A 22,227-nucleotide genomic window follows, 5' to 3' on the forward strand; every position below is an offset into this window, starting at 1 on the left:
GGCTCCCGCACCGTGGTCCCGTCTGCCGACCGCACCACGGTCCCGTCTGCCGACCGCGGCGCGGTGCTCCCGGCCGGGGCGGTTGCACCCGCCGGGGTGGCGGCTGCCCCCAGCCCGGCGGGTGCCTTCACCGCGGAGACCCCCGCCGCCGCGGCGCCCGGCCGCCGGACCGAACCGGTCCCGTGCCGCGAAGCCTGCTGAGCGGCGCTACCCGTACCCCCTCCACGCCTCCCTCCCTCTACACAGCCCCGTGCCACTACCGCCACATAGCCACTACCGCCACACAGTCATTGCCGCCACACGGCCACACGGCCACGCACCTGCGCAGGGCAGAGCTGCGGATCGCAGTCCGCTGCCCGGCAGGAGCGGAGCTTGCCCGGTTCGGAGGGCGGATTCGGTTCCCGTCACCCGCCCGATAGTTGAGGCCCAGGTCAGCGACCTGGGCCTGTTCATCCACCGGCCGTTGTCCTGAACGGACGCACCGTCCCCGTCAGCTCTCGTCGTCGTCCTCTGCGTCCACGTCAGCGGTGGCAGCCTCCCCGTGGACGTTGCGCCGTAGATTCTCCAGGTCGGTCTGTAGCTCAAGCAACGACTGACGCAGGTCACCGAACTCGGTGAGCTCGACGACTGGTGGCCAGCTACCGGCCGTGCCATCAATCTCCGTCAAACCATCCAGGGCGACCCTGGCACTCGACAGGCTGCCGCGCAGGGTGCGCCGGTACTCGGCGGCCCGCCGGCCGCCCGGGGCACCGTCGCCGGGGTCGCTGGAAGAGGGTCCCCACGGCTTCGGTACGGGCAAGGTGCTCTCGTCGTCCGGGGACTCCCCGTCCACCTCGCACGCCAAGTCCTCCGTGGCAGCCGGGGCGGGGGCGGGCGACTGGCGGGCCACGTGCTCCGCATAGGCCACGCGGGCCCGCTCCTGGTCGGCGGCCCACACCACGTCCCATTCACACAACGGCACGGGGACGCCGTTCTCGTCCCGGGCAACCTTGTCCGGCTGTTCCAAGTCCACCTTGAGGTGCACATAGGCCGGGCCTTCGCCGTCCTTCCGGTTCCGGCGGACGAACTGCCGTACGGACTGCATGTTCTCCGGCAGCGCGCCGGCCCGGAACCGGTTGGCGGTCAGGGCCAGGGTCCACAGGCCCAGCTCATTGTCCTGGGCCGAGAGATCCTCGATGACCAGGTGGACATCGGACCGGAAGGGTACGCCGCCCTTCTCCTTGGGCGCCATCAGGGACGAGCCGACGTTCCGGGTGAGGAGTTTGTCGGCGATCAGCGCGATGCCGCCGGCCACGGCCAGCGTGCAGCGGGCACCGGCGTCGCCCGCCAAGGCGGGTTCCACCAGGCTGGTGAAGTCGTCGGTGAAAACCGGCTCCCACTCCCTGAGCACCTCGCGGGTGAGCACACCGCCGTTGCTCCATGCGTTGCGGGCCTGCTTGGAAACGGCCTTCTTGGCGCTGCGCCACGGCAGATCGATGATCGGGCCCAGGAGCTCGGCGAAGCCTTTGGCGCCCATCCGCGAGCCGCCCTTGATGGTCTTGGCCTGCTCCTTGAGCCCCTCGTACAGCTCAGGCCGGGTCAGGGCATGGACCAGCTGGATGCCGCGCCACAGGGCAGTGCCCGGGAGGCGGTCGTCGCCGTACTCCCGGGGCAGATCCTCCGGTACGGTCCGGCCCACGGCCAAGCCGTAGATGACCTGGAGGCTCTCCTTGGCCACCGGCACGTCACCGAGCTGGATGATGCGCTTGAGGGCACGGGTGGCCACCTCCACGTTCTGGGCTGCGGAGTCCCACGCCTTGAACTCGACGTGCACGCTGGCCAGGATCGAGCGCATGGCGTCGTCGAAGACGTCTTCGGGTGCCAGCAGGTGGCCCGGGTGTCCCTCGGCACCGACTGCTACCTGGGCGGGGACCACATAGGTCTGCGCGATGTGGACTCCGCGGTCGTCCGGCTCCGCCCCGGCCATGGCGCCGTGGAACTCGTCGGCGAGGGTCCTCCGCCAGTTCTCACGAGTCGTCGCCAGCCGCTCGACGAGTGGCCGGCCGTCTGCAGTGGGAGCGCCCGAAGCCTTCCCGAAAAGCGACTCCACCATGAGATCGGCGGCGTCCTCGGCCTCGGCGTCCGGACCGGCGAGCACGCTCCAAGCGCTGGCCAAGCGTGTGATGCCGTCCCGCACGACAAGGGCGTGGAAGGACTCCGTGCCGTCCTCGAAGGTGAACTCCACCGGGTGTGTGATCAGAGGGCGGGTCACCTTCCGGCCCAGGACGGAGACTGCGTAGCTGTTGAGAGCCAGGGTGCTGTGTACGGTCTGCCGGACGTGATCCTTCAGATGCTGGAGGTCTTCGTACCGGTAGCGCACCACGGCACACGGCTCGCCGCCTTCGGTGGTGCCCACCACCTGCGGGTCGGGGATGTCCATCACCTCCATCCCCGTGCGGGGTTGGATGCCGGGCAGCAGTTCGCTGAGCCAGACACGGGTGTTGAACGTCCGGAGAGTGGCGCCTTCGACATTCTCCTCCAGCAAGAGGCCGGCAGGCTCCTGCGCGGTGGGCTGCAGCATGACCGCTACGCCTTCGGGGCTGGTCAACGCCCGCGCCATGGCCTGCAAGGCGCCGACGGGCAGCGAGGCGAGAGGGTTGGCGACGCCGGCGGTGACGACCCTGGCTCGGGCAGAGTCATCGGGTTCTGAGGGCAGGGCGCGTTCAACACTGGAGACCGCGACCTTCTCGCCTTTCCAGTCGAGCATCACGGACTGGGAAGCGGAACTGGACATGCATCCTCCGGGAATGAGCTGTGGATTGTGTGGAAGAATTGGCTTGCGGTCCTGGCCCGGATTCCCGGAGCACCAGGTCCGACCCGGGCCCCGGCTTCACCGCAGGGGCCCGGATCATTTCAGTGCAGCCGCCCGAGATTCGTCAGCGCACCGGCCTCGGGAAAGAGGCGTGGGTACCAGTCCCACATGAAGGCCCGACGGGGATGCCGGACCAGGGACTGGTAGGCAGCGTGCGCAACGAAATCGGCCGCCTGCAGCAGCGGGATCCGGCCGGCCGGGACGAGCAGGGGATCCCCGAGAACATGTCGTCGGTCGGTGGGCAGCCGACGATGAGCGGCCCGCAGCGCCCGCTCCGTGCCGTTTCCGTCCACGATGAACTGGCACGAACTGCCTGCTTCCGCATGCCGGTTATTGACGGTCTCCACCAGGTCCGCGTACAAGTCCTCGCGGGTCGCCCCGCGACGGTAAACAGACCCGACGGCGAGCTTGGGCACCTGGGTCAGCACCTTCAGACCCTGAAGCACGATGCTCGCAGCCTCGCTCTTCTGTAGCGCGGTGGGAGCAGTTCCGGCCTCCGGGTGTAGCAGCCGCCCCCGCCCGGCGACCAGGTCAACGGCATGAAGCGGATAGCCGAGCGCGTAGCTGAAATGCGGGCTGACCTGCAGCCTTTCCATGAAGGTGGCCCACGCGGCGTCAGCCTCCCGCCATCCTTCGACCCACGGGACCCGAATAAATCCGAACAAGGAAATTTCGGAGTTTCCGGAATCATCCAGAAAGTAGATGCTGTCCGGCAAGGCCACGCGGGTCGGCGGGGGTAAGCCGGTAGAGGCGTTCTCCTGGTGGGGTGGGGCGACGATCCCGACAGGGCGGGACGCGAGGCATTGTTCATCGTGGGTCATATGCGGAACTCCGTTGCGCCAGAGACTCTTAGATGAAGAGGAGCCCCTGGTGAAACGTCGGGACCAGTGCATCGCCAGCGACTGCGTGCACCGTTGACAGTAGAGCTCTTTGACTCGCCGATGCGACAAGTATGCCTAGAGGGACAGGCTTTGGCGGCTTCGATCGAAATCTGTCAGGTTCTCTATGTCAAATGACGCCTTGCTTCCGGGAATCGTTCAAAAAGGTTGGGGAGTGCAGGGGTTCCCATCTTTTCCATCATCGCAACCGAGGAGGCGATGGTCACGGCTTCGCCGAGCGGGCTGCCCTTCTGGATGACGAAGATGTACTCATTCTCGGACGTAGGAAGCCGTCGCGGCAGGGTCATCAGCCCGAGCGCATCCAGGGCCTCCGTGATCTGCTCGCAGAGTTCGGCACTGAGTCGAACCCGGTCCGGCGCCGCGTAGCGCTTGATGAATCGCATCGAAAGCCGCTTGATGCCGTGATCCACCTCGACGGCGTGGGCCACAATAGTGAAATCCATAACTAGGTAGTTAACTGAGTTATGCCATCACGGTCAACAGGCCTACCAGAAGCGGGTGTTGGCTCCTCCAGCCCGGATCAGCCGAACACGCTGCGAAGGAATCGCGGCGTGGAGTTGCAGGTGGCCCCTGGGGTGCGTTCAGGTGATCGCCCTGGGTGCGTTAGGGAAATGCGCCCTTCGTTCCCTGCGACTCGCAGCAGCCGTTGCGGGCCGGCCTGATTCCCGTGATGCGGGACGACGCTCCCGACCCCAGGGAGTTCGCTCGTCGCCCGTGGCCGTCGCGGACAATGGGGGCTACGGCGATACCGCCGAACGCGGTGCCACAACGGGGAGTTGACATGCGGAGTACGAACGGCGGAGCCGCCCTCGGCATAGCCGTGCTGGTCGTCGGGCTGGCGGTGCGACAGCAGCTACGTACCCGCCGGGTACGGCGTTTCGGCTCGCTGCTGACCCCGGCGGTCTTCGCTGTCCTGGGCGTCTCGGGGATCGCCTTCGGTGTCGCCTCGGTCGCCGAGCACCATCCGCTGACCGCGTTCCCCGTCGCCCTCCTGGTGGTGAGCCTGGTCGTCGCGGCGGGCTTCGGCGCGGCCAGAGCGCGGACCGTACGCGTCTGGCGCGGGCCCCGGGGCGAGGTACTGCGCAAGGGGACGGCGGCCACTACCGGGCTGTGGCTGATCTCGGCGGGCGTGCACTTCGGGCTGGGCCTGTGGATCGATCACGCGGCCGGGGCCGGGGTGCTGGGGGTCGTGTCGCTGTACGCCTACCTGGCGATCGGTCTGGGGACGCAGAACCTCCTGGTGCGCGGCCGGGCCGCCGCACTGTGCCGGCCTGACGCGGCCGATCGGCTCGACTCCGACCGGTACCGCCGGCAGCGGTATGCCTCACCCCATGCGGATGGTGGCTCCTGACGGATCGTGCGCGCCACCGTCCTCGTCGTCCTTGTCGCCGCAGTCGCCGCAGTCGCCGCAGTCGCCGCAGTCGCTGCAGTCGCCGCAGTCTCCGCGCTTGCCGCACCGCCGACCGCACTCGCCCCTCGACCGCCGCCGAAGCCGCAGCCGGCACTCCGCCGCCCCCTCGTCTCCGCCCTCGGGGGGGGGAAGGACCGACGGGGCTACCCCGTCACCGAGAAGGAAGTGCGGGTCACTGTCGTCGCCCACTCCACCTATGCGGCGGCCGGCATTCCCACCTGCTTCTGGGGCGCCTTCCGCATGTCCCATGTCATCGGCGGCCGTGACCACTGGGGCGATTTCGAGGTCGACTGCCTCGCCACCGACTGTGGCATCTTTGCAGGTCAGGAGGGCGCCGGCCGACGTAAGCACCCTGATTTGCCCGTCTCGATTTGCTCGTCTCGGGGGCGTCGCGGTGCACAGTGGGCCCACGCGACGGGAAACCGTCGCCGACTGGTTCTAACCTGGGGGAATGGGCGGTGACTTGCTCACCCTGTTTTTCTGCGGCGATGTCATGCTCGGCCGTGGCGTCGACCAGATCCTTCCGCACCCGGGTGACCCGGCGCTGCGGGAGGGCTACGTCCGGGACGCCCGGGACTATGTCGAGCTGGCGGAGGCGGCGAACGGCCCCATTGACCGTCCGGTCGACTTCTCCTGGCCATGGGGGGAGGCCCTGAGGGTGCTCGATGACGCCGCGCCCGCCGCCCGGGTGCTCAACTTGGAAACCAGCATCACCCGGAGCGCTGACTTCGCCCGCGGCAAGGAAATCCACTACCGGATGAGCCCCGCGAACCTTCCGTGCCTCGCCGCTGCCCGCCCCGATGTCTGTGTATTGGCCAACAATCACGTCCTGGACTTCGGTCACCAAGGACTGGCGGACACCCTCGACGCTCTGGTGGGGGCGGGACTGCGGACGGCCGGGGCGGGAGCGGACGCCGACGCGGCGGGCCGCCCGGCGAGCGTCCTTCTCGAAGGCGGCCGCCGGCTCCTGGTCTTCTCCTTCGGAATGCCGTCCAGCGGTATCCCCTGGCCATGGGCTGCGGCCCGGGACCGCGCCGGGGTCGCCTTCGTGGCCAGGCCCTCGTCTGCCGCCGCGACCGCGATCACCGACCGGATACGACAGAGGAAGCGGCCGGGCGACCTCGCGGTGGTCTCCGTCCACTGGGGCGCCAACTGGGGCTACCACGTACCCCGTGACGAGACCGCGTTCGCGCGCACCCTGGTCGACGGCGGCGTGGATCTCGTCCACGGGCACTCCTCCCATCACCCCCGCGCCCTGGAGGTGTACCGGGGAAAGCTCGTGATCCACGGTTGCGGGGACTTCATCGATGACTACGAGGGCATCACCGGCTACGAGCAGTACCGGGACGACCTGCGGCTGCTCTACCTCGTCTCGCTCGACGCGGACACCGGCGGACTCCACGATGTGCGGATCACCCCGCTGCAGGCCCGGCGCATGCGGCTGCGGCACGCCTCACGCCAGGACTCCCGGTGGCTGCGCGAGGTGCTCGACCGGATCAGTTCCGGCTTCCGCCCCTGCGTCGCCTCCGCCCCGGAGGGCACGCTCACGCTCCGTCCCGCACAGGGGAGCGGCCGCGGCTCCGCCGGCCGTCCTCGGCGATAGGGCCATGGCGGCCGGCGAAGCCGGACGGGCGCGAAGTGGCATGGCGCGCCCGGGGGGGGACAGGTGCTGCCCAGGGGTAGGCGCCGGTCAGGGGACAGATGCCGCTCAGGGCAGCAGCGTGTCGAGGAAGGCGTTCGAGAACACCCGTGCCGGGTCATAGGAGTTCAGGATGTCCCGGGCGGTGCGCCAGTCCTCGAACGCGGCCGGGACGGTGCCGCCCACTGCGGAAGGGTCCGTCCACGGCCCGCTGTCCGTATAGGCCCAGCCCTTGGACCACTCGGGACGTACGGACGCATATGAGCCGGTGTAGGTCTGCCAGATCCACTGCTCCAGTTCGCGGAAGAAGGGCGCCGCGCCGGGTGTACCGGGATAGGTGGCGAAGTCGAGCCACACCACGGTGTCCCACTCCGGGTGGTCCGCATGCGCCCGCGCCGGGGACAAAAGGGGGCCGTCCAGCGGGTCCGTACCGGTGATACGCAGCTCGATCGGGCCGTTGACCGGGTAGGAGCCGCGGGTTTGATGAGCCGTCAGCACACTGTGGTAGCGGGTGTAGAAGTCCCCCACCACCCGCTGCACATTCGCCCGGGAGGTCAGTACCGCCCACCCCGCTTCGACGATCCGCAGCGTCGTCGGTTCGACGTACAGCAGGCTGTTCTTCGACCAGCCCCAGACGTCCCAGGTGCCGGTGACGATCAGCCCGGATCCGACGATGGACATGGCGAGCTTGGTGAAGGCAGGCGTCTTGTCGCCCCCGCCCGCGGCGATCTCCCCGAGCAGCCCCGACATCTCCTCGGTGACACGGTTGGCGAAGGTGTAGGCGTACGGGGTGTCGATCTGCTTGGCGAGCAGCGGCTTGGTGGGCGCGAGGCTCCACACCTTCAGCCACGGCACATCGGTGAACGGGAACCAGATCGCCTCGATACGGCCGGTGCTTTCCAGGTAGGAACTGATCGTGCGGCCGCCCGTGCCGGGCGGACCGAAGACGGTGCCCACGTTCACATCGAACCAGTTCTGGCAGCGCAGCCGCGTGTTGGCCGCCGCGGTCATCGTCACCTCGGTGAGGAATGCGCGGCCCAGATGGACCAGGAAGGCGCGGATGTCGGGGTCGGAGCGGGTGAAGGTCTTGAGCACATAGCGGCTCTCTGCCGCGCTCCACACCACGGCGGTGAGGGAGGTGACCAGCGAGCTCAGTGTGCCGAAGCCGGAGCCCGCGGGTGGGTGTTCGGCGGCGGTGGGCAGACCCGTGCCGTGGCCGCCGATGGCGAGCACTCCGCCGATGGTGAGGTCGCCGGGCGCGGTGGTGGTGGCGAGGCCGAGCCCCGCCTCCTCCAGGCGGGCGAGGAGGGTGTCGAGAGTCGCACCCGTCTGCGCGGTGACACTCCCCGGGCCGCCGCCGCGCACGCTGACCGCAGTGAGGTGGGAGGTGGTGTCGACGATGACGGTCCGGTTGGTGTCGGCCCCGGCGGGTAACACCAGCGGCGACCAGGTGTGGCCCTTGCCCCGGGCCCGTAGCCGGTAGCCGTGCTGATGGGCCCAGTTGGCGAGGGTGACCACATCGTCGGGGGTACGGGCCGTGGCCGTCCATACGCCCTCGACGACGATCTCCAACGACCAGTTCCGGAAGGCCTGCTGGGAGAGCGGGATGCCCGCAGGAAAGCCGGGCGGAGGGGCGAGGGTGGCCGCGGCGCTGCCCACGGGGATGCGATGAGCGGGCTGCAGCCGGGCTGCCGCGGCCAGCCCCGCGGCGGCGGCCCCGGTCAGCAGCGTGCGGCGGGTGAAGGAGGCTCTTCGAGCGCTGTCGTCGGACATGGCTGTCCCTCCGGCGCGCGGCGCGCCGGCCCCGCTGCACCGCGCACGGATCGTAGGGGTGAGACCGTACGAGCGCCCCGGTGCGGTGGGGATGTGCCGGAAGAGTAGGGTGACGGGCCATCAGTTGCAATGCCCGTCAGGAAATACCGTTCCCCGGCGGGCCGAAGGGGATCGGCCCGCCGGGGACATCGAGGGATCGGGGACGGGACCCGGGGAACATCGAGGGATCCGGGACCGGGGCCCGGGGATCTACCAGCGGTACCAGCGGCCGCGCCGGCCGCCGGCGCCGGCCGTCCGCATCAGGAAGCCGAGCAGCCAGAACGCCAGCACGACCACGGCGACGATCCACAGTGCCTTCAACGCGAATCCCGCGCCGAAGAGAAGCAACGCGAGCAGCAGAACCAGAAGCAGCGGAACCATTTCCCAGCACCTCCGTATCGGTAGGACGCGAGAGCGCGTAGGGAGAAACCATGGGAACGAGAGGAAAGCTGGTGCGCTCTGCGGCCCTTTCCTGCCGTCTTGCCGCTCAAAGCGCGTGGAAACATGGCGTGGTACATGTGAAGCGCGTGGAAACATGGCGTGATGCACGTGATACACGTGATGCACGCGATACACGTGATGCACGTGATAGCTGAAGGCCCCGGGCCGTTGGTGGTGTTGACCGAAACACTCAGCCGACGTCGTGAGGAGGCAGCAGGGAGCCCAGGGGCCCGAGGTCGAGATTGAGGTCGGCCATCGTGAGACCGTAGCGTTCACAGAGTTCCGTCATACGGTCCTGGAGAATCATGAGCGTCATCCCGACTCGCTCTTCTTGCTCCTCGCTCAGATCGCCTTGGTCGACACGGTGCAATGCGGTGCGCTCCATGAGCTGCCGCAAGAGTTCCACAATGGTCAGCACCAATTTGATGAGATCGCGTTCGACCGTCTCCGGGTCGGTTTTCAGCCGTTGGGCGATGCCGCTGTCCTGTCCCTGTCGGCGTTCCCCGGACCCGGCCGGCACCAGGTCGAAGGCCCGTGCCGCCGCCTGCGCCACCTCCGCGAAGGCAGGCTTCACGGGCGCGGCCGGGTCAATCGGTTGATCCGTCATGGCGTATCACTCGTCATGTGGGAATTTCTCCTCGGGGTAGGTTCGGGATGCGAACTGGCAGGCTGGGCATCGGATTTCATGGAGTTCGTCAACGCGTACCTTCACCACGGTGCCGGGCTGTCGGGCGTGATCGAGCGGATCACCGCTCGCAGGTTGATATGGACCAGATCCACATCGGCAATGGACAGCACCACATCTCCGGTAAGGACCGCGCCGCCGTTCAGGAGACGGTCCAGGAGATCGACCAGAGCGATCTGCCGCCCGGCAAGAGATTCTTCCTCGGAGCGGTCCGTCACATGCGAGCCATCCGTGCGCGAGGCATCCGCGCGCGAGCCATCCGCGCGCGAGCCATCCGCGCGCGAGCCATCTGTGCGCGAGTCATCCGTGCGCGAGTCATCCGTGAATGTGGCCTCATGAAGGTCGTTTCCCTTCACGGATTCGTGCTTTCCGCGGGCGGTGTCGCGAAGGAGTACGGGGCCCACGGACCGGTGATCTCGACGCGTACGCCGGGGACGCCATCGGCCAGACCCTTCAGGGCCCGGTGGAATTCCCCGATGCGGTCCGTGGGGACCAGGTACGCCTCGTTGGCGATGTTCTCGCCTGTACCGGACGCCAGTTCACCTTGCTGCGGGCGGTGCGCGACCACGTCCCTAGCCATGTCGGCCACCCGGGCCCGCACGTCGGCGGCGACGGCTCCCGCCGCGCGGTGGGCATCACGATGCGTACGCCGTTGGGCCCGCCGCTGCTGCAGGTAGGCCCGGCCGGGGCTGACCCCGGACGCAGCGGAGGCCGGACCGTCGGATGCGGGAGATCCGGCCGTGGCCGCTGCTCGTGCGTCCGCGTACACCTTCACCCCCACTTCGGCATGGCCTTCGAGCCGGGAGAGCAGCGCGTCGAACTCGGCACCGCGCCCCTCCAGCATCGCCCGCACCCGGGCATCGTCCAGATACACCGTGGCCAGGCGCATCGGCAGCACCATGGTGCCGGCATAGGCGGCCTCGACGACGGCGTGGTGCGTCCGCGCGATGGTCTCCAGCTCCGTGAGGTCCTCCAACTGCGCCTTCATGCCCTCCGCGCTGAATGCGTCGGCCGGAACGGAGGAGACGAGGGCGGTCAGGCGGCCGGCGGTGACCGTCCGGAGGGGGCCGTCCCGCAGTCCGGTCAGCTGAGGAGCCGACGTTTCGAGGGCGGTGCCCGCGCGGCCGATGGCGTAGACGTACGAGATCCGGGAGCGGTCGGATTCTTGCTGCTCAGCGGGCCGGTCAGCGGGCCGGTCAGCGGACCGATCAGCGGGCCGGCCGAGGGGGAACGACGAGGCGGCAGTCTCCTCGGCTCCTTGTGTGGGGCGGTTCACTGCTCCTCCTTGCGGTCTGCCGGGTGCACGCCGGAGCCCTGGGGGGAGCCGATGGCCGCGCGCAGTTCGGCGAGTTCGGCGCGCAGTTGTTGGTTCTCCGCGGCCAGCGGGTCACCTCCGGCGGTCGGCGTGCGCCCGTCGGGGACCTGCTGCGGCGTGCGGGCGCGGGACGAAAGGGAGGGGTCGTGTTCCCACCAGTCGATGCCCATTTCCTTGGCCTTGTCGACGGAGGCGACGAGCAGCCGGAGCTTGATGGTCAGCAGCTCGATGTCGAGCAGATTGATCTGGATGTCGCCCGCGATGACGACGCCCTTGTCGAGGACGCGCTCCAGGATGTCGGCCAGGTTGGCGGAAGCCCCCTGCCGGCCGTACGGGGACGGACCGGAGGAAGGCCCCATACGGCCGGCCAGTGAATCGGACATGATCAGCCTCGTCTGTGCGGTCGGGACGGGTCAGCGGGCAACGGCGGCGCGGCGGCCCCGGCGGGGTGCCGGCGGCTCGTCGTCGTCCTCGTCGTACGGGTCCCGCGGGTCCCGTTCGCCCGCCGGGTCGTCGTCCTCGTCGAGGGATTCCGTGAGGTCGTCGTCCTCGTCGAGCGGTTCCCCGTGGTCGTCGTCCTCGTCGACGGGCTCTTCGAGATCGTCTTCGTCGTCCTCGGCCTCGCCGTCCGCTGCGAGATCGTCGTGGTCGTCCAGGTCGTGGTCTGCTACGTCTTGGTCGTCCACGCCCTCGTCCACGCCCTCGTCCTCGGCGTCCTCGGCGTCTTCCCGGTCCTCCTCCTCCGCCGCGATGGCGTCATCGTGCTCGACCACGACCTCGCCGTCCTGGATCTCACCGCGCCAGCCATCCGTGGCCTCACCGCGCAGCATGATGAATTTGCGGTAGAGCTTGAGGTCCAGCCGGGCCCGGCGGCCCTGGGCGCGCCAGATGTTGCCGGTCTTCTCGAACAGGCCTTTGGGGAAGTACTCAAGGACCAGCAGCACCCGCGTCAGGTTGTCGGTGAGGCGGTGGAAGGTCACCACACCCTTGACCGTGCCCTTCGCACCTTCGGTGGTCCAGCTGATCCGCTCGTCCGGCACCTGCTCGGTGACATTGGCCCGCCAACTGCGGGTGGACTTGGCGACCTTCACCTTCCAGTTGCTGCTGGTGTCATCGGACTTCTCGACGCTGACGACGCCCTTGGCGAAGGTGCTGAACTCCTGGAATTGCGTCCACTGGTCGTACGCCTCGCGTACGGGAACGCCCACATCGATGTCCTCGACGATCGTCACGCTCTTGGACTTGCCGCCGCCGCCCTTGCGGCCCTTGCCGAACAGGCTTTTCACCTTGTCCTTGACGGTGTCCTTGAGGTGGGAGGCGCCCACGGTCAGCGCCGCCTGCTGCGGAGACTTGCCCTCGCCGAGAGCCTTGCCGCCCTTCGCCAGACTGCTCACCAGGCCACCAGCGCCCTGGCCGGGTTCGGCGAGCTTGCCGACGCTCTCGCCCAGCTTGTGGCCGAGGCTGGTGACGGCGTGTTCCGCCCGTGCCTGGAGGTAGTGCTGCAGCTCCTCCTTGAGCTGGTCGGCCGCCGGGCTCTTGGTCACCTCGTCCTTGATCTTGCTGAAGGTGGACTCAGCCATTGCTGCCCCCACGGTCGGCAACCGTGCGCGCCGCGCCGGAAGCCCTGCTTGAGGCCTTGCTACGGGCACCGGAGGCGGCCTTCCGCCCCGGGGCGGTGGAGGTGCGTGCGCGGGAGGACACGGCCTTTCCCGAAGTCTTGGCTGCGCTCGACGCCGAACGCCGCGCCTGGGAGGGCCGGTCGGTGGCGGTCGACTTCTTGGCCGATGCCGTCTTCGTGGCCGAGTTCCCGGACGGGTTCGCCGAGGACTTGGCCGAGGACTTGGCAGAGGTCTTACGGCGCGGGGCGGGCTTCTCGCCCTCCGCGTCCGCTGCGTCGTCGGTCTCCTCGGCCTCGCCCCGTGGCACGTCCCGTGCCTCGTCCTCGGGTTCCGGGTTCGCATCGTCCACCGCGCGCCCGGCACCGTCCGTCCCGCCCTCGTCGAGGGCCAGGGTCCGCTCGTGCAGGGAGTCGGCGAGGCCGTTCATCCGCTGGTTGAGCGCGGCACCGGCGGCCGACTTCGTGGCGTCCACCAGCTCCTTGCGCACCTGGTCGTGGAGGGGGCCGAGGACCGGGGAGTTGGCCACCAGGGCGCCCAGTTGCCGCGGGTCCAGATTCAGTTTCTTGCCGGCCAGGAACATGCCCAGACCGATGGCCATCTTGGCCTTTTTCGTGCGTCCCAGTAGGTAGCCCCCTATGAGGGCCACACCTATCTTGGCGTTGCTCATCATCTCTCGTACACCTCGTTCTCCCCGTGATCAGGAGTCGGTATGTAGTCGTTGCTGGTTGGCCTCCAGCCACTCCAGCCGGTCCAAGAGCTCGTCCTCGCGGGAGTCGAACTCGTCGATCGTGATGCTTCCGTCCAGCAACTGCTGTTCCAGCGCGGCCAGTTCCTCCCGGACCGGCTCCGGGTCGTAGTACTCGCGCTCCGCGGTGAGCAGCACTTGGTCCAGGACCCAGACCGTGCCCCGCACCGGGGCGATCGGCAGCGTCAGGATCTGTGTGATGAGGCCCATGACGGATCTCCGCCCGCCCGTCAGACGAAGCTGTACGGCGGCAACGGGCCGTGCAGAGCGAAGGTGTAGGCGTCACCGCGCTGCTCGCCCTCCGCATGGACCGCCTCGGCGAAGGCCGCTGCCTTCTCCCGTTCCACGAGGAACGACACGTTGAGGAAGTGGCGCTTCGTCGGTTCGACGTTCGCGGTGCGCACCGCAGCCGGAGCGAGCCGGGCCACGATGTCCGTACGGGCGCGGTCGTGGCGGGCCTCGACCTCCTGCGAAATCAGCTCGCCCAGGGCCATCTTGCCGTCGTAGGCGTCCGGGTTCTGCCGGGTACGGTCGTTGAGCTGCCGTACCTCGGCGGACTCCCGCACGATCTCCCGCAGCAGATCGTCCTCGTCGCGTGCGACCTTGAGGTGGTACTCGCGGCAGCCGTCGATCTCCTTGAGGCGCCGGGTGTAGGTGTCGCGGTGTTCCTCCAGGGCGGAGACCACCTGCGCGTCGTCCGGGCCGACCAGCCCGAAGCGCATCGGGAGGGCGGCACCGTCGGCAAGCAGACGTTCCTGGACGCTCTGGTGGGCCGCCACATCGCGGCGTTTGGCCCGCAACCCGTCCGGCGCGTCGCTGACGACCGCGCACAGGTCCTTTGTCTTGACGGTGCGCAGCCGTGCCGCGGGGTCACCGACACCGGTGACGTCGGACAGCTGCAAGGGGTGCTCCGCACCGGTGATGGCGTAGAGGTAGGTCGCCATGGTCAGTCCTCCCGACGGCGGGCCGTACGACGGCTGCTGGAGCTGGAGGATTTACGCGCCGGTCGCTCTTCCGCGGCCTCCTCCTCGGAACCCTCCTGGCCCTTGTGCAGGGAGTCGGTGAATGCCTCGACTGCGCCTGTCAGTGCGCCCTTCGACTTTCCCTTGGCGCCGCTCTCGGTTGCCTCACCGACCAGATCGGTGAGCTGGCTCGGTGCCTTGCGGCCCGATTCCAGGTCCAGACGGTTGCACGCCTCGGCAAAGCGCAGATAAGTGTCCACGCTTGCGACGACGACGCGTACGTCAATCTTGAGAATTTCGATGCCGACGAGGGAGACCCGCACAAAGGCGTCAATGACAAGCCCTCGGTCGAGAATCAGCTCAAGAACATCGTATAGATTTCCCGAACCGCCGCCGCTGCTGGTCGATGCGTTGGATTGCTGAATGGCTGTCACGGTCGATCGTCCCTTCCAGTTGACTGGAGCGGGTCATGGGGCCGTCACGTCATGACCGGGCCGAGCGGTGGCCGCATCATCTGTCGATCTGGCCGCGCCCGTATCGGCGAGTGCGCTCGTATCCCAGGAGTTGGCCTTGTGCGTCGAGGTGAACGTGGTAGGAAGCCATGACGCTCGCGGTGTCCGGGACCCTTTCGATCTCCACCACTTCCACATCCGCCGACCAACCGTCATCGGTGGCCTTGAGCGCTGAAACCGAACCGGGCTCACATTGCAGCATCTGGGCAAGTTGCCCCGAAGCGTGGCGCATTGCTGTGGGGGCGGCAATCCGTTCAGGTCCGCCGTTGTGTGTTTCTTCCTTGCGGTCCGTGTTTTCCTCGGTCGCCATGATCCCGCCTGTCGTGCGTCGTAGGGTTTCTGTCGAAGTACGGTGGATGGTGGATGTCTGTGGCGATGGAGGACCGGGTGCCCCCGCGCCTCGAACATATGCGTAGCCGCCCAGAGAGGGCAGAATTCCGCCCTGGGGATGGCATGCTCCGTCGATCAACTCGTCGCTCACTCCACGCCCCCCGACGCGACCGGACCGGAACCCTCGGATGTCTGATCCGGTTGCTGGTTCGCTTTTCCGTCGCCTGCTCTGGCCTGCGAGGGAGAGGGGAGGCGGGGGCGGATCGCCACCCGAATTCCCGTGATGCGGAAGGGAAATTCAGGGGTGCACGGGCCCGGCACGGACCGCGGCGGCGGGCCGGGAGATCCGGCCCGCCGCCGCGGTCAGGAAAATCGGGCCTGCAGCAGCACCACGCGACCGCGGTCCTCTCGTGCTGCGGCAAACGCTTTGCGTGATGGCGCCATCACGCCATCACGCCATCACGCCATGGCGCCATGACGGAAGACCGGTCTTTCCGCCGTGGCGGCACGGCGGAAAGACCGGTGGGGGAGGTCCGGTGTGGTCCGGTGGGTCGGTCCGGGCCCGTGGTCAGGTCCGATGGTCCGGACCGGAGGGTGCTACGCCCCGGCAGGCGGTTTGCCGGCCACGGTCACCTGCGCCGGACGCAACAGGCGGTCGCCCACCCGGTAGCCCTGGCGGAGGACCGCGGTGCAGGTGGTGTCTTCCAGTTGGTCGTCGGGGGTGTAGGTGACGGCCTCATGGATCAGCGGGTCGAAGGGGGCGCCCGCCGTACCGAAGGGCTGGAGGCCCAGCGCCCCCAGTTCGGTGTGCAGAGCCTCGGCGATGCGCTGGAAACCACCGGTCACCTCGCCCTGCTCCCCGGCCTCGGCCAGGGCGTCGAGTACGGGCAGCAGCCGGCTGAGCACATTGGCCACGGCGATCTCGCCGACCGCCAGGCGGTCGCGGTGGACCCGCTTGCGGTAGTTGTCGTACTCGGCCTTCAGCCGCTGCAGATCGGCCGTACGCTCCTGGAGCTCGGCGCGCAGCACCGCTTCCTGCGCCGTCGGCCGCGCGCCGGTCCCGTCCTGGCGAGATGGCCGATCGGTGTCCCGGTCGCGGCCCGATGACCTACCAGGCTTGCCGGAGCCGGAGCCGGAGCCGGAGCCGGAGCCGGGGGCGGGGGTGTGGTCAGGGCCGTGGTCGGGTGGCCCGGGGTCCCGGCCGTCCCCGGACGGCCTCCCCGCGCCGTCCTGCGCGGTCCGCTCCTCGGCCTGGGTGGCGCCGGGCGGGACCGGTCCGGATGTTTCCTCCTGCCCGTGGCCCACGAGGGCCAGCGGCGGCTGAGGGAGGTCACGGATGTGGGTCGGACGGTTCATCGTGCACTTCCCTCCTGCTTGTCGTCATCGACGATCTCCGCGTCGACGACATCGTCCTGGTCGCCGGCTGCGCCCGATCCGCTCTCGCCGGAGCCACCTGCCGCCTCGGAGCCCTGGGCGGATCCCTGGGCCTGAGCCTGCGACTGGGCGTCGGCGTACATGGCCTGGCCCAGCTTCTGGGAGACGGTCGCGAGCTTCTCGGAGGCGGTACGGAGCTCCGAGGTGTCGTCGCCGTCGGCCGACTCGGCGGCCTTCAGCTTCTCCTTGACCTCGCCGATCGCGGTCTCGACCTCGGTCTTGATCTCCCCGGGGACCTTCTCCTCGTTGTCCTTGAGGAACTTCTCGGTCTGGTAGACCAGTTGCTCGGCCTGATTGCGCGTCTCCGCGGTTTCCCGCCGCCGGCGGTCCTCCTCGGCGTGGTGCTCGGCGTCGCGGACCATCCGGTCGATGTCGTCCTTCGGCAGCGAGGAGCCGCCGGTGACGGTCATCTTCTGCTCCTTGCCCGTGCCCAGGTCCTTGGCCGTGACGTGCATGATGCCGTTGGCGTCGATGTCGAAGGAGACCTCGATCTGCGGGACCCCGCGCGGGGCCGGGGGCAGACCGGTCAGCTGGAACATCCCGAGCTTCTTGTTGTACGCCGCGATCTCGCGCTCGCCCTGGTAGACCTGGATCTGCACGGACGGCTGGTTGTCCTCGGCCGTGGTGAAGATCTCGGACCGCTTGGTCGGGATCGTGGTGTTGCGTTCGAGGAGCTTGGTCATGATGCCGCCCTTGGTCTCGATACCGAGGGACAGCGGGGTGACGTCCAGCAGGAGGACGTCCTTGACCTCACCCTTGAGGACACCGGCCTGGAGAGCGGCGCCGACGGCGACGACCTCGTCGGGGTTGACGCCCTTGTGTGGATCCTTGCCGGTCAGCTCCTTGACCAGTTCGGTCACCGCGGGCATGCGGGTCGAGCCGCCGACCAGGATCACATGATTGATGTCGGAGACCTTGATCCCGGCGTCCCGCACCGCATTGTGGAACGGGGTCTTGCAGCGTTCGAGGAGATCGGCGGTGAGCTGCTCGAACTGCGAGCGGGTGAGCTTCTCGTCCAGGTGCAGGGGCCCGTCGGCCGACGCGCTCAGATAGGGGAGATTGATCGTGGTCTCGGTCGCTGCGGAGAGTTCGATCTTGGCCTTCTCGGCGGCCTCCCGCAGTCGCTGGGTGGCCATCTTGTCCTTGGACAGGTCGATGCCGTAGGCGTTCTTGAACTGCTTGGTGAGGTGATCGACGATCCGCTGGTCCCAGTCGTCGCCGCCCAGGTGGGTGTCGCCGTTCGTGGCCTTCACCTCGACGACGCCGTCGCCGATGTCCAGCAGCGAGACGTCGAAGGTGCCGCCACCGAGGTCGAAGACCAGAATGGTCTGGTCGTTCTCCTTGTCGAGGCCGTAGGCCAGCGCCGCGGCGGTCGGCTCATTGACGATCCGCAGCACCTTCAGGCCCGCGATCTCACCGGCCTCCTTCGTCGCGGTGCGCTGGGCGTCATTGAAGTACGCCGGAACGGTGACCACCGCATCCGTCACGTCCTCGCCCAGGTATTCCTCGGCGTCGCGCTTGAGCTTCTGCAGCACCCGTGCGGAGATTTCCTGCGCGGTGTACCGCTTGCCGTCGATGTCGCCACTGTCCGGAAAACGCCACTGCGCCTCGCCCATGTGGCGCTTGACCGACCGCGCGGTGCGGTCGACGTTGGTCACGGCCTGCCGCTTGGCGATCTCACCCACCAGCACATCGCCGCCCTTGGCGAACCCGACCACCGACGGGGTGGTCCGGGCCCCCTCGGCATTGGTGATGACGACGGGCTCACCGGCCTCCAGCACACTGACCACCGAGTTCGTCGTACCAAGGTCAATACCCACTGCACGTGCCATGGTCTTCTCCTCGTCTTGCGGCCGACTCCCGGAGCCGGCGCCACCCGGCACCGGGACCCGACGCCCGCAGGCCCCTGGCGGAAGCCGGACCGGAACGCCCCGGTCGCGAACGCCCGGGTCGCCCCGAGGCTTCCCCGGCAGGCCCTCTCACCTGCTGATATGGACGGCGAGCCGGCACCTCGTCCGTATGGAACCTGCATAAAACGTGTAGGCGCATCTCTCAAGATATTCCCATTCAGGGCATATACACGGTATGCGCGATTTGCTGCCATGCTCCCGCTGGCTGCCGCAGTCGGGTGGCTCCGGTGGCGGCGGTCGACCGGCCGACCGGGGCATGCCTGACGGCCGGGATGCGCTTGATGGCAGGTGCATGCCCGACGACCGGTACGTGCCCGACGACCGGTACATGCCCGACGCCGGTACATGCCCGACTGCCGGGATGTGCCCGACCGGCCCGAGGGAAAGAGCGCGTGATGTGATGGTCATGCTCATGCCCCCATGTCTCCCATGCCCCTCAGGGGCCGGGGTGGCGCCGGTCGCCGCGCCGCTCCAGGGGGAGTCGGAGTGGGAGTGAGCCGACGCGGCAGTGGTCCTGTGGCTCCGTGTCCCCTCCCGCCAATCCGACGGACGCCGACGAGGGCGACACTGCGCTTCGTCCTGACCGAAACCGGCGAGGGCGACACGGGCGACACTGCGCTTCGTCCCGGCCGAAACCGACCGCCGCCCAACGCGCGGCAGGAAAACCGGCGTTGAACGGCGGAACGGATACGCGTAGCCCTCTCGGTGCGCGCCGCGCCCGATGCCCGCTCCACCCGGTGCGCCTGCTCCACCCGGTGCGCCCGGCGGCTCACCTGCCGGGCGCACCGAGCGGTCGGGTCATGCCGCCGGCACGGGGGCGGAAGTCCAGGTGCCCAGAGCCATCTCGGCCGTGATACCGGGGCCGAATCCGGCCAGCAGACCGCGCTGGCCGTCGAGGGCCGATGCTTCGTCGAACATGCGCGCCAGGGCGTCGAGTACCACCGCGCTGGCGATGTTGCCGTACTCGGTCAGCGTCGCGCGGCTGAAGCGGAACGCCTCGGGAGGAACGTCGAGGAAGCGGCACAGGTCGTCCAGGATGCGCGGACCGCCCGCGTGGACGATGTAGAAGTCCAGGTCGCCCGCGTCCCATTGGTGCTGTTCCGCGACGGCGCGCAGAGCGGGGGCGAGCGGCTCCATGGTCCCGGGTACGCGCTTGTCCAACTGGAAGTGGAAACCGGTGGACCGAATCGCGTAGGAGATCCAGTCCTCGGTGTTCGGGATCAGGTACGAGCTGTTGCGCTCCAGCCGGACACCGGTGCCACCGCTCCCGCGGACCACGGCGGCGGCGACCGCGTCACCGAAAAGGCCGTTCGACAGCAGCGACCCCACACCCAGGTCCGTGGGCTGGTAGCACAGCGAGCAGAACTCACACGCGACGATGAGCACGTTGGCGTCGGGGTACGCCGTGCAGAAGTCGTGTGCCCGGTTGACCGCCGCGCCGCCGGCCGCGCAGCCGAGTTGGGCTATCGGCATCTGCCGTGTCTCCGACCTGAAGCCCAGGGTGTTGATGAGCCAGGCGGTCAGGGCCGGCATCATGAAGCCGGTGCAGGAGACGTAGACGATGAGGTCGATCTGCTGTGGCTCCAGCTCGGCCTGGTCGAGTGCCTTGCGGACCACGGCGGGGACGCGGGCCTTGGACTCCTCCTCGTAGACCGCGCTACGGGCGTCGAGTCCCGGATGCTTGAGTACCTTGTCGATCGGCTGGACCAGATGCCTCTTGAGCACGCCGGTGTTCTCGATCAGCCGCAGGATCAGTCTCAGCTGCGTGTGGTCCTTGTGCAGCCGTTGCGCGAGTTCGAGGGTGTCGTCTTGGGTGATGACGTATTCAGGGACCGCAATTGCTGGTTTGCACAGAACCGCCATGGGATGCACTCCTTGCAGACTGTGGCCCCCCTCAGGGATTCCCTGCGCTGAATTCGAGTCGTTTTTCTTTTCGGCCGGTGGTATCCGTCGCGGTAACTCGCCCTTTCAGAGCGGGCAAAGGAACCATGGTCGGATCCGGCGGTCCGAAATTGACGACCCCGGTAGGGAAATGAGCGGGCCAGCCGTCGAAGAATGAACTCTCCCCGTGCTGGTGGATTGATCTTTCCGAGTAGTAACCGTACGCCAGGCGGGTGGGATCTGCATTTTGCGGCCGTGGCCCACAGTTACCAAGTGACCGGTAGCTCCAGCGGATAGCGCCAGATCGAGGTGGTGTTCCAGCGGACTTCCTCGGCCGGCTTCGCCAGCCGGAGTTCCGGGAAGCGGTCGAGCAGGGTTTTGAGGGCGACTTCCAGCTCCGTGACCGCGAGCGGGGCACCCAGGCAGTGATGTCCGCCCCAGCCGAACGTCATGTGCGAGGTCCGGCCCTCGCGTTCCAGGTCCAGTTCGTCGGCCCGCTCGAACTTCCGGCCGTCCCGGTTGGCCGTCAGATAGGAGACGTGCACGATGTCCCCGGCCCGGATCTTCACGCCGCTCAGCTCCACGTCCTCGGTGGCGACGCGGGGGATGCCGACGCCCTTGCGGAAGGGGATGAACCGCAGCATTTCTTCGATCGCCTGCGGCAGCATCTCGGGACGGGAGCGCAGCATCGCGAGCTCCTTGGGCCGAGTGAGCAGCGTGTAGGCGAGGTTGCCGATCTCGTAGGTGGTGGTGTCCTGGCCGGTGATGAGCAGGACCATGGCCATCACGGTGAGTTCCTGGTCGTTGAGGATCTCATCCCCGTCACGGGCGGTGGCCAGCGCGCTGATCAGGTCGTCTCCCGGGTGCTGACGCCGCTTCGCCGTGAGCGTCGTGAAGTAGGCCCGCATATCGGCCTTGGCCCGGACGGCGTTGTCCCGGTTTTCGACGGTGACGTTCATCATGGTCCGGGCGTGTGCGCGCAGCTGTCCCTGGTCGCGCTCGGGGATGTCGAGGACCTCGCAGATCGTCGTCAGGGGCAGGGGGGACGCCAGGCTCTCCATCAGGTCGGCGGGCGACCCCTGCGCGGCCATCCGGTCCAGTAGTTCGTCCACGACGTGCTGGGTGCGGGCCCGCATGCGTTCCACGTGACGCGGAGCGAACGCCTTGGAGACCAGGCTCCGCAAGCGGCTGCTGGCGGGCGGGTCCATCACGTTGATCGCCTCGTCCTGGACGATCGGCTCAGGCGTCATACGGGGGAAGTCCCGGCCGATGACGGCGCTCCGGCTGAAGCGCCGGTCGGTTGTCACCGTGCGTACGTCGTCGTAGCCGGTGACGAGCCATGCCTCGCCCTCCCCGTGGGGCAGCCGGATGCGGGCGACCGGTTCTTCGGTCTGCAGGCGCTTGAGCGTCGGATCGAATTCCAGGCCCTCCGCATAATCGAACGGGCAGTTCCAGACGTGAGGTCCGGGTTCCATGGTGAGCTCCCGACGTGAGAAGGGACGAGTGAATTCACCGCCTGCGAAGAAAGACCGGGCGCACGCATGCGGTCGTATCGGGCCGCCGGCCAGAAAGACGCCGATTCATCCCGGTCAGCGAAAAGCGGAGATGCGGGGGCGGCTTTTGCTTCCTGTTCTGGCAAGGGGCTGGCGGAGGCCTTTGCCCTGCTGTTCCACAGTGACTTACGGACAGTGGTGGGTGGTCGGTGTGGTGCGCCAATCGGGTGATCTCTCCAGCTCTTCCCCGGTGCGGTCCGGTGTGTATCGGTGTGCAGCGGCGCGGAA

The 22,227-nt window shown here is 68.3% G+C and carries 21 protein-coding genes; 2 read left to right on the forward strand and 19 right to left on the reverse strand.

What is annotated here, in order from left to right; translation table 11 throughout:
• Nucleotides 1-490: 490 nt before the first annotated feature.
• From ACF088_RS33730 to ACF088_RS33740, 3 genes are all read right to left on the reverse strand, one after another.
• Nucleotides 491-2,773, reverse strand: coding sequence for a hypothetical protein (locus ACF088_RS33730; RefSeq protein ID WP_392379686.1), 2,283 nt, complete (start codon nucleotides 2,771-2,773; stop codon nucleotides 491-493).
• Between the two features lie 119 nt (nucleotides 2,774-2,892).
• A complete protein-coding gene (locus ACF088_RS33735; RefSeq protein WP_392379687.1) occupies nucleotides 2,893-3,672 on the reverse strand; it encodes a DUF3800 domain-containing protein in 780 nt (259 codons plus the stop codon).
• Nucleotides 3,673-3,854: 182 nt separating this feature from the next.
• On the reverse strand, nucleotides 3,855-4,193 hold the full coding sequence (locus ACF088_RS33740; RefSeq protein ID WP_392379688.1) for a hypothetical protein: 339 nt from the start codon (nucleotides 4,191-4,193) through the stop codon (nucleotides 3,855-3,857).
• Nucleotides 4,194-4,531: 338 nt separating this feature from the next.
• Between ACF088_RS33740 and ACF088_RS33745 the strand changes: the two genes are divergently transcribed.
• The gene (locus ACF088_RS33745; RefSeq protein WP_392379689.1) at nucleotides 4,532-5,101 is read left to right on the forward strand and encodes a hypothetical protein; all 570 of its coding nucleotides are present in this window, start codon (nucleotides 4,532-4,534) and stop codon (nucleotides 5,099-5,101) included.
• Between the two features lie 511 nt (nucleotides 5,102-5,612).
• A complete protein-coding gene (locus tag ACF088_RS33750; RefSeq protein ID WP_392379690.1) occupies nucleotides 5,613-6,764 on the forward strand; it encodes a CapA family protein in 1,152 nt (383 codons plus the stop codon).
• A gap of 105 nt (nucleotides 6,765-6,869) precedes the next feature.
• Here the strand turns inward: ACF088_RS33750 and ACF088_RS33755 are convergent, their stop codons facing one another.
• The 16 genes from ACF088_RS33755 to ACF088_RS33830 all read right to left on the reverse strand — a co-directional run bounded on the left by ACF088_RS33755 (nucleotide 6,870) and on the right by ACF088_RS33830 (nucleotide 21,921).
• Complete coding sequence (locus ACF088_RS33755; protein WP_392379691.1) at nucleotides 6,870-8,573, reverse strand: cholesterol oxidase substrate-binding domain-containing protein; 1,704 nt, start codon at nucleotides 8,571-8,573, stop codon at nucleotides 6,870-6,872.
• A 249-nt stretch (nucleotides 8,574-8,822) separates the two neighbouring features.
• Nucleotides 8,823-8,993, reverse strand: coding sequence for a hydrophobic protein (locus tag ACF088_RS33760; RefSeq protein ID WP_392379692.1), 171 nt, complete (start codon nucleotides 8,991-8,993; stop codon nucleotides 8,823-8,825).
• A 250-nt stretch (nucleotides 8,994-9,243) separates the two neighbouring features.
• A complete protein-coding gene (locus tag ACF088_RS33765; protein WP_392379693.1) occupies nucleotides 9,244-9,660 on the reverse strand; it encodes a gas vesicle protein K in 417 nt (138 codons plus the stop codon).
• A 101-nt stretch (nucleotides 9,661-9,761) separates the two neighbouring features.
• Entirely contained in the window at nucleotides 9,762-9,956 is a 195-nt protein-coding gene (locus ACF088_RS33770; RefSeq protein WP_392379719.1) for a gas vesicle protein, read from the reverse strand.
• Nucleotides 9,957-10,090: 134 nt separating this feature from the next.
• Nucleotides 10,091-11,014 carry a GvpL/GvpF family gas vesicle protein gene (locus ACF088_RS33775; protein WP_392379694.1) on the reverse strand — a complete coding sequence of 308 codons (924 nt, stop codon included), beginning with the start codon at nucleotides 11,012-11,014 and terminating at the stop codon, nucleotides 10,091-10,093.
• Nucleotides 11,011-11,436, reverse strand: coding sequence for a gas vesicle protein (locus tag ACF088_RS33780; protein ID WP_392379695.1), 426 nt, complete (start codon nucleotides 11,434-11,436; stop codon nucleotides 11,011-11,013). Before ACF088_RS33780 ends, ACF088_RS33775 begins: the two co-directional genes overlap by 4 nt.
• Before the next feature lie 30 nt (nucleotides 11,437-11,466).
• Nucleotides 11,467-12,633 carry an SRPBCC family protein gene (locus tag ACF088_RS33785; protein WP_392379696.1) on the reverse strand — a complete coding sequence of 389 codons (1,167 nt, stop codon included), beginning with the start codon at nucleotides 12,631-12,633 and terminating at the stop codon, nucleotides 11,467-11,469.
• Complete coding sequence (locus ACF088_RS33790) at nucleotides 12,626-13,339, reverse strand: hypothetical protein (protein ID WP_392379697.1); 714 nt, start codon at nucleotides 13,337-13,339, stop codon at nucleotides 12,626-12,628. Before ACF088_RS33790 ends, ACF088_RS33785 begins: the two co-directional genes overlap by 8 nt.
• A gap of 30 nt (nucleotides 13,340-13,369) precedes the next feature.
• Entirely contained in the window at nucleotides 13,370-13,627 is a 258-nt protein-coding gene (locus ACF088_RS33795; protein ID WP_392379698.1) for a gas vesicle protein GvpG, read from the reverse strand.
• 20 nt (nucleotides 13,628-13,647) lie between these two features.
• On the reverse strand, nucleotides 13,648-14,361 hold the full coding sequence (locus ACF088_RS33800; RefSeq protein WP_392379699.1) for a GvpL/GvpF family gas vesicle protein: 714 nt from the start codon (nucleotides 14,359-14,361) through the stop codon (nucleotides 13,648-13,650).
• A gap of 2 nt (nucleotides 14,362-14,363) precedes the next feature.
• Nucleotides 14,364-14,813, reverse strand: a complete 450-nt coding sequence (locus tag ACF088_RS33805) for a gas vesicle structural protein GvpA (RefSeq protein ID WP_392379700.1) — start codon at nucleotides 14,811-14,813, stop codon at nucleotides 14,364-14,366.
• Between the two features lie 76 nt (nucleotides 14,814-14,889).
• Complete coding sequence (locus ACF088_RS33810; protein WP_392379701.1) at nucleotides 14,890-15,201, reverse strand: gas vesicle protein; 312 nt, start codon at nucleotides 15,199-15,201, stop codon at nucleotides 14,890-14,892.
• 617 nt (nucleotides 15,202-15,818) lie between these two features.
• Complete coding sequence (gene grpE, locus ACF088_RS33815) at nucleotides 15,819-16,577, reverse strand: nucleotide exchange factor GrpE (protein WP_392379702.1); 759 nt, start codon at nucleotides 16,575-16,577, stop codon at nucleotides 15,819-15,821.
• Nucleotides 16,574-18,487, reverse strand: a complete 1,914-nt coding sequence (gene dnaK / locus ACF088_RS33820) for a molecular chaperone DnaK (protein ID WP_392379703.1) — start codon at nucleotides 18,485-18,487, stop codon at nucleotides 16,574-16,576. Before dnaK ends, grpE begins: the two co-directional genes overlap by 4 nt.
• Before the next feature lie 876 nt (nucleotides 18,488-19,363).
• Nucleotides 19,364-20,428 carry a type III polyketide synthase gene (locus ACF088_RS33825; RefSeq protein ID WP_392379704.1) on the reverse strand — a complete coding sequence of 355 codons (1,065 nt, stop codon included), beginning with the start codon at nucleotides 20,426-20,428 and terminating at the stop codon, nucleotides 19,364-19,366.
• A 284-nt stretch (nucleotides 20,429-20,712) separates the two neighbouring features.
• Nucleotides 20,713-21,921, reverse strand: coding sequence for a cytochrome P450 (locus ACF088_RS33830; RefSeq protein ID WP_392379705.1), 1,209 nt, complete (start codon nucleotides 21,919-21,921; stop codon nucleotides 20,713-20,715).
• Nucleotides 21,922-22,227: the final 306 nt, after the last annotated feature.

Origin of the sequence: Streptomyces sp. NPDC015125 (genome assembly GCF_043080045.1) — a bacterium.
In the GTDB taxonomy this organism is placed as follows: Bacteria; Actinomycetota; Actinomycetes; order Streptomycetales; family Streptomycetaceae; genus Streptomyces.